The sequence below is a fragment of the Methylorubrum rhodinum genome, assembly GCF_014199935.1.
Lineage (GTDB): Bacteria > Pseudomonadota > Alphaproteobacteria > Rhizobiales > Beijerinckiaceae > Methylobacterium > Methylobacterium rhodinum.
Window position 1 is genome coordinate 42241 of record NZ_JACHOP010000009.1, and the last position, 12382, is coordinate 54622.

At 63.0% G+C, this 12382-nt stretch carries 12 protein-coding genes and 1 tRNA gene; 1 reads left to right on the forward strand and 12 read right to left on the reverse strand.

The features are described from left to right. Positions 1-277 precede the first annotated feature (277 nt). From HNR00_RS12245 to HNR00_RS12270, 6 genes are all read right to left on the reverse strand, one after another. On the reverse strand, positions 278-766 hold the full coding sequence (locus tag HNR00_RS12245) for a hypothetical protein (protein ID WP_183569848.1): 489 nt from the start codon (positions 764-766) through the stop codon (positions 278-280). 534 nt (positions 767-1300) lie between these two features. Continuing rightward, entirely contained in the window at positions 1301-1903 is a 603-nt protein-coding gene (locus HNR00_RS12250) for an RNase H family protein (protein ID WP_210306454.1), read from the reverse strand. Next, a complete protein-coding gene (locus HNR00_RS12255; RefSeq protein ID WP_183569620.1) occupies positions 1867-3051 on the reverse strand; it encodes an MFS transporter in 1185 nt (394 codons plus the stop codon). The genes HNR00_RS12250 and HNR00_RS12255 overlap by 37 nt, the downstream gene beginning before the upstream one ends. Positions 3052-3055: 4 nt before the next feature. After that, positions 3056-4351, reverse strand: a complete 1296-nt coding sequence (locus HNR00_RS12260) for an arsenic transporter (protein ID WP_183569622.1) — start codon at positions 4349-4351, stop codon at positions 3056-3058. A gap of 34 nt (positions 4352-4385) precedes the next feature. After that, on the reverse strand, positions 4386-4823 hold the full coding sequence (arsC, locus tag HNR00_RS12265) for an arsenate reductase (glutaredoxin) (protein ID WP_183569623.1): 438 nt from the start codon (positions 4821-4823) through the stop codon (positions 4386-4388). Next, positions 4816-5178, reverse strand: a complete 363-nt coding sequence (locus HNR00_RS12270; RefSeq protein ID WP_183569625.1) for an ArsR/SmtB family transcription factor — start codon at positions 5176-5178, stop codon at positions 4816-4818. The genes arsC and HNR00_RS12270 overlap by 8 nt, the downstream gene beginning before the upstream one ends. A gap of 47 nt (positions 5179-5225) precedes the next feature. Here HNR00_RS12270 and arsH point away from each other — a divergent pair, with 47 nt between their 5' ends. Further along, positions 5226-5972 (forward strand): arsenical resistance protein ArsH, encoded by a 747-nt coding sequence (gene arsH, locus HNR00_RS12275; RefSeq protein WP_183569627.1) that lies wholly within the window; start codon positions 5226-5228, stop codon positions 5970-5972. Between the two features lie 434 nt (positions 5973-6406). On the opposite strand, the gene HNR00_RS12280 is transcribed toward arsH, so the two are convergent. From HNR00_RS12280 to HNR00_RS12305, 6 genes are all read right to left on the reverse strand, one after another. Next, positions 6407-6493 (reverse strand) — tRNA-Leu (locus tag HNR00_RS12280). Positions 6494-6527: 34 nt separating this feature from the next. Continuing rightward, positions 6528-7718, reverse strand: coding sequence for an FAD-dependent monooxygenase (locus tag HNR00_RS12285; protein WP_183569629.1), 1191 nt, complete (start codon positions 7716-7718; stop codon positions 6528-6530). A gap of 7 nt (positions 7719-7725) precedes the next feature. Then, positions 7726-7998 carry a zinc-finger domain-containing protein gene (locus HNR00_RS12290; RefSeq protein WP_183569631.1) on the reverse strand — a complete coding sequence of 91 codons (273 nt, stop codon included), beginning with the start codon at positions 7996-7998 and terminating at the stop codon, positions 7726-7728. Positions 7999-8224: 226 nt separating this feature from the next. Continuing rightward, positions 8225-9136, reverse strand: a complete 912-nt coding sequence (locus tag HNR00_RS12295; protein ID WP_183569633.1) for a hypothetical protein — start codon at positions 9134-9136, stop codon at positions 8225-8227. Between the two features lie 256 nt (positions 9137-9392). Beyond that, positions 9393-11663, reverse strand: a complete 2271-nt coding sequence (locus HNR00_RS12300; RefSeq protein WP_183569635.1) for an NACHT domain-containing protein — start codon at positions 11661-11663, stop codon at positions 9393-9395. 7 nt (positions 11664-11670) lie between these two features. Continuing rightward, a complete protein-coding gene (locus tag HNR00_RS12305) occupies positions 11671-12297 on the reverse strand; it encodes a PIN domain-containing protein (RefSeq protein ID WP_183569637.1) in 627 nt (208 codons plus the stop codon). Positions 12298-12382: the final 85 nt, after the last annotated feature.

The following is a 12382-nucleotide window of genomic DNA, read 5'->3' on the forward strand; positions in this document are numbered from 1 at the left end:
TCGTTCAGGGACTGTTCGACTGAGAAAGATTCCGGGTTTCCGGAGGGCTGTGCCCCTTGGAGTGACTTCGGGGCGGGACCCCGAAGACCTGTCCGGGGCCCTATCTTGAATCCGCGAAAGGTCTCGACCTGTCGAAACCACGCGTCTCTGATCCTGCACATCCGACGATTTTTCCAGGCCGGTCGAACGGCTCTGGTACCAGACGGCGCGGAGTGAAACCCGTGGCCGCCTGCCCGCGCGAGGGCGCCGCGGCGGCCGTCCGCCGGATGCGCCGACGTCAGCCGCTCATCCGGCCGTTCCCGTCGAGGTAGCCGTACCTGCGGGTGTCCGGCATCCAGAGCGAGGCCGCGAAGGCCACCGCCGCCATCGGCACGTCGCCGTGCCCGGTGACGAGGAGGTCGATGGCGGCGACGTGCGACGTCCGCGCGATCGCCTCGAACTTCGCGTTGACGGCGGCCACGCGATGAGGCGCCTCGAGATCGCCGAGCAGGGCGCGCACCTCCGTGTCGAGGGCGAGGACGGCGGGGAGATACTGGTCGCGCTCGACCGCGGCGCGCAGCACGGCCTCGGCGATGATGAGCCGCTGCTGCGAGGCGTGCCTCAGATGTGCCTGCCCGGTATTGAGCGCAAGCGCGAAGGTCGTGAGCGTGAGCGTCAGCGTGACGATCGCGAGAACCCATCGCCACGCGTCGAATTCGTCGAGCAGAGCGCGCGCCTTGGCGATCGGCGGCGGTCGGGCCCCGCCGGCCGGACTTGGCGTTCTCACGGGTGCAAGGCGCCGAGACATCGTCTGTAGTTTCAAGGCATCGGTGCGGACGGCGGGAGACCCATCGTACCCGCACATTCCGTTGATTCTGCTCGCGTTTTTCAAGCGCGAACGGAGGGCTTTGTAGCGGCTTTTGGAGCGGTTGACGAGGGGCAGGGAGGTCGGCGGCCGGTAGGCTCGCCTTTCGGAGCGCATAGCATTACGAATTTGCGTGGACGTCTGGTCCGAACGGAAAGAAGGAGTTTCAAGTTGGCTTTTTCGCAGGATTCGTTGGTGTTGTACGGGTTTTTTCTAGTCGTCGGTGGGTTATTGCTGGCACTACGCGCGCGACGAGCTGACGAAAGTCCGCAAAGAAATAACTCTTTGATGCTTGCGGGTGTGATCGTAATGACAGGGCTCGGATTTTGGGCGGCTAGCTTGGTGATTGACCGATAGTGCGATTGAGATCGATGAAGGCGTCTTCAATTCAATCCAAATTCATGAATGACGAAGTGTGGGTGACGATGGATAAGCGACTTTTTTAACGTGCCCGGTTCACGGCCTGAACGCCCAAGATGGGCGGTCGCTCGGGGAGCTTGAACGCTGTCTTCGGTGGCATCGGTGCCCCCGCACCCACTGCCATGTCACCGACAGGTGCCGCGCTACGGCCAGTTCCAGAGCCTGCCACGGCTCGACGTTCAGGACGGGCTTCTTGTTCGATGCCTCCCAGCCTTTGGCCTTCCAGCCGGGGAGCCACTCGGTGAAGGCCTTGATGACGTACTGGCTGTCTCCGATCATGGTCACGAGGGCACCGGGACGGAGAGTGTTGAACCCTGCGATGGCGGCGGACAGTTCCATCCGGTTGTTGGTGGTCGATGCCTCGCGGCCCTGAACGATTTTCTCTGCGTTCGTGCGAGTGTTGAGGATGGCCCCTAGCCGCCTGGGCCAGGGTTGCCGCGACAGGCGCCGTCGAAGGCGATGGTGATTTCTCTGGTGCGTTCGATTGTCATGGTCATGGTTGCTTGAACGAAAAAGGAGGAGCCCCTTTCGAGACCCCTCCGGATGATCGTTGATGAGGGCCGGTCTGAGTGACTGGGCCGCGAGCGTCGATGAGGCTGCCTTCACGCTCCGAAGCACGAGCGAGAATGTGTCCGCCACAATGCTCCGACCAGGGCGACGTTGAGCAGGGCCAAGCCGGCGAGCAGGATGAACGTCGCATGCGCGCCCCCATGGGCGAGGGCGTAGGCTCCGAGCGGTGGGGCCAGCGCCTGGGCGACCAGACCCGGCCGCGCAAGCCGGCCGAGCAAGGGCGCGTAGCGCTCTGGGCCAAACAGCGTGAGGGGCACGGTGCCCCGCGCAATCGAGTAGATGCCGTTGCCGGCGCCGTAGAGGATCAGCGCCAGGGCGATCAGCGGCAGGCCGAGGGCCAGCAGCGTCACGCCGAGCGCGACCAGGCTCATTGCCGCCGTCAGGGTCCACAACGGGTGATGCCGACCCTTCAACGACATTTCCACGATGCGGGCCGCGACCTGGGACGGCCCGATCAGGGCGCCGAAGGTGACGGCCGAGGCGAGCGGCACACCCCGCGCCTGCAACAGCGTGAGCACGTGCGCCGAGAGCAGGCTCATCACCCCGCCGCCGAGGATCAGCACACCGGCCATCAGAAGGAACGGCCGGCGCTCCGCTGGCGCTAGAGTGACCACGGACGCAGGGCCGACGTTCGTCCCAGCCGCCCGGGCAGGTGCCGGCGGGATCAGGCCGAGGATCAGCGGCAGCGACATCACGAGCTGCAGGCCGGCGTAGACGAAGCAGGCCCAGCGCCAGCCGCCATGATCGAGCAGGAACGCCGACAGCGGCCAACTCACGGTGCTGGCGAACCCGCCCCACAGGGTCAGGGTCGTGATCGCCGGCCGCGCCTCGGCGCCGTAGAGCCGGCCGAGCGTGGCGAATGCCGGGTCATACAGGCCGCACCCCATGCCGAGGCCGATCAGCAGCCAAGCCGCAAGGTAGACCGGCAGGGACGGCGCGAGCCCGAGCACGAGGAGCCCTGCCGCGAGCAGGAGAGCCGAGACCGCCAGAACCGGCCGGCCGCCGCGTTCGCCGATGATGCGTCCGACCTGTGGCGACACCAGACCGGCGACCAGCAGGCCGAGGGTCAGGCCGCCGAACACCCAGGCGAGCGGCCAACCCGTGTCCGCCGCGATGGGGGCGGCAAGCACGCCGAGGAGGTAGAACGACGAGCCCCAGGCGAGGATCTGCACCACGCCCAGGGCAGAGATCACCGGCCAGCGTTTCGCCTGGTCCACGGGGCTACTGCGTCCCGAGCACGGGCAGCCAGGCCGCCAGCGCCAGCAGCGTGACCAGCAGCACGGGCGGCGTGATGACCAGCCCCACCTTCATGTACTGGCCCCAGGTGATGCGCTGGCCCTTGCTGGCCAGCACATGCAGCCAGAGCAGGGTCGCGAGGCTGCCGATCGGCGTGAACTTCGGCCCGAGATCGCAACCGATCACGTTGGCGTAGACCATCAGCTCGCGGGTCAGCGGTGTGACGTCCGGGGCCTGCTGGATCGACAGCGCCCCGATCAGCACGGACGGCATGTTGTTCATCACCGAGGACAGCAGCGCGGCGGCAATGCCAGTGCCGACGGTCGCCACCCACGGCCCTTGCCCGCCGAGCCAGACCAAGCCCTTGGCCAGCTCGTCGGTCAGGCCGGCGTTCCGCAGGCCGTAGACCACGAGGTACATGCCGAGGCTGAACAGCACGATCTGCCAGGGCGCACCGGTCAGCACCTTGCGGATCGGGATGACCCGCCCACGCAGCGCCAAGCCGAGCAGCACCGCCGCGCCAGCGCAAGTGACGACCGAGACCGGCACGCCGAACGGCGCGGTGACGAAGTAGGCGAGCAGCAGCACGCCGAGCAGCGGAAAGGCCGCCCGGAACACCACCGGGTCGCGGATTGCGTGGTAGGGCGGTTCCAACTCGCCGACCGGGTACGACGCCGGCAGATCGCGGCGGTAAAACACCCACAGCACCACCAGCGTGGCGAGGAGCGAGACGAGGTTCACCGGCACCATCACGGCGGCGTACCGGCCAAAGCTCACGTCGAAGAAGTTGGCCGAGACGATGTTGACCAGGTTGGAGATCACCAGCGGCAGGGAGGTCGAGTCGGCCACGAACCCGCAGGCGACGATGAACGCCAGCGCCGCCGCCGGAGGGAACTTGAGGCGCAGCAGGATCGCCAGGACAATCGGGGTCAGCAGCAACGCCGCGCCGTCGTTGGCGAACACCGCCGCGATGGCCGCGCCGAGCAGGATCACCAGCGGGAAGAGGAGCCGGCCCCGGCCGCCGCCCCAGCGGGCGATGTGCAGGGCCGCCCAGTGGAAGAACCCGGCCTCGTCGAGCAGCAGCGAGATGATGATGAGCGCCACGAACGTGAACGTGGCGTCCCAGACGATCCGCCAGACCACCGGAATGTCACCGGGGTGGATCACGCCCGTGGCGAGGGCAACCGCCGCGCCGGCCAGGGCGCTCCACCCGATCCCGAGGCCCTTGGGCTGCCAGATGACGCACACGAGGGTGACGAGGAAAATGGCGAGCGCGAGCATCGGGATCGTTTCTTGTTTTGGTCGAGAAAGAGGCTCAGGCGGTGGCGACGCGGCGCCCGTGTTCGTCCACGACCCGCTCGCCGTCTTCCTTGACGAACTCGCCCTGTTGCGCCGGTAGGAGATCCAGCACGGCTTCGGACGGCCGGCACAGACGCACGCCCCTGGGCGTGACCACCAGCGGGCGATTGAGCAGGACCGGGTGCGCCTCGACGGCATCGAGGAGCTGCGCGTCCGTCAGCGTCGGGTCGCTCAGGTTCAGCTCAGCGTAGGGTGTGCCCTTCTCGCGCAGCACGTCGCGCACCGACAGGCCGGCACGATCAAGCAGCGTGACCAGCAACGCCCGCGATGGTGGGGCTTTCAGGTACTCGATCACGTGCGGCTCGATGCCGGCGTTGCGGATCATCGCCAGGGTGTTGCGGGAGGTGCCGCAGGCCGGGTTGTGGTAGATCACGACCTCGAACGGCTCAGACATGATCGGTGTCTCCAGGGGGGCTGCAGCAGAGTGCGAGCGCAGCCACGGCCGGGGCGCAGACCTCCGGCCTTCCCTGGCAGCAGTCGCGCATCAGGAACTCGATCAGGTTGGACAGAGCCGGATAGGCAGCGGTGTAGATGACCGAGCGCCCTTCCCGCCGGGACTGGATCAGCCCAGCGTGGCTCAGCTCTTTCGCGTGAAACGATAGGTTGGTGCCGGACACGCCGACTTCGCCGGCCAGCGCTCCGGCCGCCAGACCATCCGGCCCAGCTGTGACGAGCGCCCGGACGATGCGCAGACGGTGTTCCTGTCCGAGGGCGGCGAAGGCCTCCACGGCTTGCAGGCTGTCTATCATTGATGCAGTATCTCAACGTTTATTGAAACGTAGAGGAAAATGCGGTCTTGGACAAGCCTCAGCAACCGTTCGCCGACGGCCTGCCGAACCTCTCAGAGGTGCACTTCGAGATGCCGACAGCGGAGCGGCTGCGCACGGCTACGCCGTTTGCACACGCCCCCCGGTTCCTGATCCTCTACGGCTCCCTGCGCGAGCGTTCGTTCAGCCGCTTCCTCGCCTACGAAGCTGCCCGGCTCCTTGAAGCCATGGGCGGCGAAGTTCGCATCTACGACGCCCACGGTCTGCCTCTGCCCGACGACACGACGGCGGACCACCCGAAGGTGCAGGAGTTACGGCAGCTCTCGATCTGGTCCGAGGGTCAGGTGTGGGTCTCGCCGGAGCGGCACGGAAACCTGACCGGCGTGATGAAGAGCCAGATTGACTGGCTACCGCTCAGCGAGGGCAGCGTGCGCCCGACCCAGGGCCGCACCCTCGCCGTGATGCAGGTGTCCGGCGGATCGCAGAGCTTCAACGCCGTGAACGCCCTGCGCGTGCTCGGCCGCTGGATGCGGATGATCACGATCCCGAACCAGTCGTCCGTGCCGATGGCGTTCAAGGCGTTTGACGACGCTGGCCGTATGAAGCCGGGACCGCTCTACGAGCGCGTAGTGGACGTGTGCGAGGAGCTTGTGAAGTTCACGTTGCTGACCCGTGAGAGGGCCGACTACTTGGTGGATCGGTACAGCGAACGTAAAGAGCGAGAGCCGGACCGGCTCAAGGCCGTGGCCGCCGATGTAGGCTTTGTGAAGCGCTAGAGCATCGTTCCGAAAGGTGGTTTCCGGCTTTCGGAAAAAGACGATGCGGCACAGAAACATAGAGCACCGTCCTGGATCCGATATCCAGGACGGTGCTCTAGGATCAATCCAAATCAGCTTGACAATGCAGAGGGCGGCCGAGGGTCAAAATGGCCCGTTACGGTCGCGTCCCAGTCCCGTAGCTCGGCCTTCGCAGCGCCTGTGGACAAGCTCCCAGGGCGACGGAAACGCTCCTCCTGAGCGACACCGAAGGCCGTCTTGTAGGCGGCACGCACGTCTTTCGGGACGCCCTTGCGGGCGAACCAGTCGCCGTTCGTGGCGCGGCTCAGGGAGGTCATCGGAACAGCCACTTTGTAACGCCCTTTGCAGCGAAGGGCGCCGAAAAACACCGTGCGGCCAGCATGTTACTGACGGCCCTTGCAATTTCAAGGGATTGGTGCGGACGGCGGGACTCGAACCCGCATGGCCGTGGGGCCGCAAGATTTTAAGTCTCGTGCGTCTACCGGTTCCGCCACGTCCGCGTGTCGCCAGCGGTAGCGGGGCGAGCGGGGCAGATCAAGCCGCGGGCGGGGTCCAGCCGTAGAGCCAGCCGTAGCGCGCGGCCATGCCCTCGGGGCCGAGGCGCGCCATCACCGCGTCGCGGGCGAGGCCGACGAGGCGGCCGGCGTGGTAGACGCGGCCGTTGCCCCGCGCCGCCCGCTGCACCGCCGCGACGCGGTTCGCACGGAGGCCGGCGTAGGCGGACAGCGCAACCGGCACGTCCGGATGCGCGGCGAGCTGCGCGGCCAGCACCGCCGCGTCCTCGATGGCGAGCGCGGCGCCTTGCGCCAGGAACGGCAGGACCGGGTGGGCGGCGTCGCCCAGGAGCGCGATCCGCCCCCGCGCCATCGGCCGGGCGGCGGGGCGATCGACCAGCGACCACACCACCCAGGCATCCGGCGTGCCCAGCAGCTCGGCGAGCGGCGCGGCGGCGTCGGGGAAGTGGTCGCGCAGAGCCGCCGGGTCGCCGATGCGGCCCCAATCCTCGTCGCCGTCCCGCTCGGGGGCGATGGCGACGACGTTGAGGCGTTTTCCCCCGCCGACCGGATAATGCACCACGTGCCGCCCGGCCCCGAGCCAGAGCCCGGTTTCGTCGCCCTGGAAGGCGTCGGGCGCCGCCTCGCGCGGGATCAGGGCGCGCCACGCCGCCTGCCGGTGCAGCCGCAGCGGCCGCGCGTCGAAGCGGGCCCGCAGTTTCGAGCGCACCCCGTCGGCCCCGACGACGAGGTCGGCCCGCAGGCGCTCGCTCCGGCCCCCGTCGATGCCGGAGACGGTGAGATCGATCCCGTCCGCTGTTTCCGTCAGATCGGTGATCTCGCGCCCGACGCCGAGCCGGATGCCGGGGCGCCCGCGCACGGCGTCGAGCAGCAGCGTCTGCAGGTCGGCCCGGTGGATGACGTAGTAGGGCGCGCCGTGCCGCTGGCGGATCGAGGCGCCCAGCCGAATGCCGCCGATGGTCCGGCCGGTACTGAGCGCCCGCACCCGCACGCCGGGGGGCTCGTCGGCGGCCCGGCGCAGGGCCGCGCCGAGGCCGAGCCCGATCAGCACCGCGCTGGCGTTCGGCGAGAGCTGGAGCCCCGCCCCCACCTCGGAAAAGCCGGTGCGCCGCTCGATCAGCGTCACGGCGTGTCCCGCGCCCGCGAGCGCCAGCGCCGCGGTGAGCCCGCCGATGCCGGCGCCGACGATCGTGACGGAAAGGCCGCCCACGGGCCGGTCAGGCGGCCTGCGTGCCCCGGCCGACGCCGTCCGCCGCCTCGGTCCAGACGCAACTAGCCGGCTCGGCCGCGCCGGGCTTCAGCCGGGCGTCGAAGCGGAACAGCGTCGAGCAGTACTGGCAGATGATCTCGGTGTCGGCGCCCATGTCGAGGAAGACGTGCGGATGGTCGAACGGCGGCAGCGCGCCGATGCACATGAACTCCTTCGAACCCACCGCGACCACCCGCAGGCCGGGCTGGTTGTGGAAGTGCGGAACGCCCTTGTCGGCCATCTCAGGTCCCTGCTCTCGCCCCGTCCCTCGCCTCTCGGGACGGTCGGGTGCCCGGTCTAACCCGCGCGCGCGCCGACGGCTAGCGCGTCCGGCCCTCGCCGCGGGACGCGCCGACGCTGTCGAGCACGCCGTCGAGCCGCAATGGTTCGGGAGCGCCGTGCGTGCGAGAGGGCCGGCGTCGGATAGGGCGGGGCGCCGACGATCCGGGCGCGCGGCGCGGGGGCTGCTACGGCACACGGATGCGGGGCCCCGGCGCCTCCCGCGCCGGCGCGAACCTCTCTTCGAAGGCCGCCTCGAACGCCCCTCCTTGCCCACTCCCTCGCCCGGCCCCGTCCCCGGCGTCGTCCCCGGCCCCTCGCACCACCTCCCCCACGGCCGCTGGCGCCGCCGGCTCGGGTCCGGCGATCCCCTCGCCCCACGGATCGCCCTTTTCCACGCGGCCGTGAGCCCGCTCCTGCGCCGCGTCCTCCGCTTCGGCCTGCGCCGCGAACATCTCGTAGCGCCGGGCGATGTCGGCGCGGATCGCCACGAGGTCGAGCGGCGCGGCGCCGGGCGCGGCGCCGTCCTCGGAGGACGCCTCGGAGGGCGGCTCGATCTCGTCCAGGAGCTTTTTCAGGCCGACGAGGTTGCGCAGCATCTTGGCGGTGTCGAGCCGGCCCGCCCGCTCCAGCCGGATCAGAACATCCTGGCGCCCGCGGGCGGTGAGCAGGGCGTCGAGTTCGCCGATCTGCCGGGCGACGTGGACGCGCAACGCCGCCCGCAAGCCCCCCTCGCGCTGCGCCCGCCCGAGCGCGGTCTGCGGCGCGACCGTCTCCGACAGGCCGCAGGCGCGAAACAGGGACTCGGCCCGGTCGCGCCGCGCGCCCAACGCCTCGGCGAGGTCGCCCGGATCGACGCCGGGCACCCGCGCCACCCGCGCGAGCGCGGCGACCCGCGCGTTCGACCATTTCTGGGGCCGATGCGCTTCGCGCGCCCGCAGCACCGCCGGCCGCCAGTTCTGCACGAGGTTCCACCGGCACACGGTGGAATAGGGCACGCCGGTGCGCGCCGCGATCTCCTGCGGGGTCAGATCGCTGCCGCGCATAAGATCGGCCACGTCGCGGCGCTGGGCCGGACCATGACGGGGAGCCCAGGCCATCTTTTTTGGCCCTCTTCGGAGTTTGGATTTTTGGGATGGTGTTGAGTTTAGGCGGAGGAGCGGCGCAATGTCAAGGATATTTTCCTATCCCGTATACTTTCGATACAGATCGTTTTCCTACCGACTTTGTAAGATCGCTGGGAAGTCACGAGTTGGCGTCACAGTGTACGGCGCCTAATCTCAGGTTCTCGGCGCCAGCTTAAGGCCGGCGCCGAGAACCTGCTATCTAGATTTCAACAGAGACAATGCCTCTAGGTTAGTTAGCTGGCCACTCGGATTTCAAATCGTCCCAAAAATTCTGAACTTGCTCTGGCACTTTTCCACTTTGAATTTGCCCCATAACAACCACCTCCGAAGGAACAGTTAGTCGGAGATGCGGCCTAGGTGCACCAGATTGAGCCGAAACTCTTTCCTGAACGACCAGACCGGACGATATCAAAATACCCATTAGCTTATCCCAATTTTCGTCCTGTGTTATGTTTCTATTTACATCATCAGTCGGCCAAAATACGTTCGATCTATCAAACTTTCTAAACAGTTTTTCAACTAAAGCCAATATGTTATCGTCAATTCTTATCGGTTCAGCATCGTTGATACCGGGAAACGAGCATTGCGACAGAACCTTCCTTACTTCGCTCAGCCTGAAGATAGGTCGAATGCGCCCTTCCTGACGTACCCGCAGTCCAAACACGTTAGAGTCTAGAGAAACTCCATTTATGTCTAGCGAAGTATAACTTGGATTTACAGTGATGTCTTGCAATATAAGATCTTTGCCTACACAGTTTTTTATTTCGCACTTGGATAAATCAGATCGCCTAAACTCAACATCCAAAAAACTCGAATTCACTATGGCAACTTGTGGAAATACGATCCCAGCAAAAACGATTCCACTGAATCGAAGGCCTTCATATTCATTACATTGTTCGTCAACTCCATCTTCTCGTATAAACTCGGCAATCAAAGCACCGGCGTTCTCCCTAAGATGTAAAGGACGTATACTGCCTCGTCTAGCCACGCCATTGCACTCGTTGACAATATCAGCTGCTGCTCTACCGGTCGCCACCAGCCTCCGTGCGGCAGAAGATGCTACTCCATCAGGTAGCGTCGCTCGAACAAGTGTCCGAAACAGTTCGTCCGAATTTGAAATTGCCAATGCAGCAATACTTTCACCAAGAAAGTATGAAAAAAATAATTGATGCTCAAACTCGACACCATCCCGGTGGGTACTATTCGTGAAGAACGCCATGGTGCTAGCCCGCTCCTGCAAGATTCGCGACACATCCGGGCCAATTTTATTTGCATCGAAAGCAAGATCTGCTATTTCTTTGATTGTTTCTCGGTCGAGGGACCGAACCTCTCCCGCCCACATTTCTTCACTTACCAACTGCAAAAATTGGCGAATCTGGTCGACTGAAAGCAGAGACTTCCCGTGCTTATCCAATAATTTTTCCGACCGCTCTCTTTCAATAAACCCTCCCACGAGCTGCTCGAGGAGATCATCTTCATTTATGCTTACACCACTCAAGAGGAGTGCCGCAGCAGCAGACAAAAAGAACGGTTTTGTTTTAAGCATTGCATTTTTGTCAGCAGAAAAAATCCTAACCATCGCCGACTTGAATGGTTCAAGCTTTAATTGAGGATTAGGTTCTTGGTGAAAACGTTTATCTAAAAAGTCATCCAATTCTTCATCCTGCCATGGCTGGATATCGATCTGACTAATCGTTATTCCACCTAACCCGGATGATGGCCTGTTTGCTCTTGAAAGAAATTCCTGTTGGAAGTATGTACTTCTTGCCGATGCTATAAGGCATCCCTGCCCATGCAGCTCTGCGAGGAAACGACGTAGTGAGCTGAACGAATCCTCGTAACCCATCACGCCGAGCAGTTCGTCAAATCCATCAATGATGGGCACTATAATGTTGTTACGAGTTAATGTCGGCACAACGTGATATGTAAGGTTTGAAGCACGAAGATCTTGTATTTCTGTCGCAAGCGCCTCATCAAGTTTTGCAAGTGCACGCCCTTGCGCATTTACATACAAGTACAAGAAATTCGCATCTCCCTTTATGTACTTGTCTGCCTGATCGAAAACGAGTTGCTTAAGAACCTCAGTCTTGCCAGCGCCAGCATCAGCGTTTACGAATAGTACGTTTGTTGACCCCTGTTCTTGATTAATAACTTCATCACTTAGCAACCGAATTGCAGACCGAGAATTGTCTACGGACTCCGGATTCTTAGCCTTTGTATCGACAAAGAAAGACTCTTCGTGCATTTGCAATATCATGCCCGCAATACCAAGCATATCGCTCATCGATGGCGACGCAAGGAACGATGAATAGCTCATAGATACCGATTCAAATGTAACATTTATTTTTTCTTCAACAATTCTAAACGACGCAGTGAGCTTCTTATTTCTTGCTACCCAAGTAACTATGAATTCGTCGCCATTTTCCAAACAATCGAGCTTCGTGTTCGAATTTGCAAAAGGCACAAGGTCTTTTCGTATTTTATCTTTCCAGTCGCTCATGACATCCTCACAACTCAGCGGTGACTACACGACAAACTTTATAATGATGATCATTTAGAGGTTCGGCTTTCTTTCTTTTGGGCCGGAGAACGATCAATGGGCTTTTGGACGATCTTAGGCAAGAGCCTGTGATTACTCCCGGAACAAAATCGTCGTCATCCGAAACCAATACGAGTGAAATTTCCTCGTCATTAGATAGGTGAATTAAGTCAGCTGTGATCATGCCATCGACCATCTTCTGCCCTCCATCGCGATATGTTCCGACCAAAGACAAATCAGTCTGTGCAATCAATTCTCTCGCTAATCGGCATTTCGCGCGAACTGATCCGTGTCGCCGATTGAACCTTCCCATTTCGCTCAGGAGCCAGACGCACTGTTGCGATGACTGGCCATCTCTTAGAGACCATCCGCCGTAAAGCCGAAAATTAACTTCCTCTACGTCGGGCACTAATGCCTGTATCTTAAAAACAAGGTGTGGTATCATTTCAGAAAGATTGGTGATTACATCGGTAATACTGCGTTCTTTCACGCTCATTATATTGTCATAATCTATGAGCGCGGTTGTCCGTTTCATGGTTACCCCTATCGCCGGCAACGCGGCGCCTTTGTGTTCCGGCGTAGTCAGCGGGCGCATTTTTCACGGGATTGTCTCCTCGCACAATTGTCTTTTGCTGGGGTGCAGAGCGGCTTCAGCGTTTGAGAGGCTGGTGAACTGAATA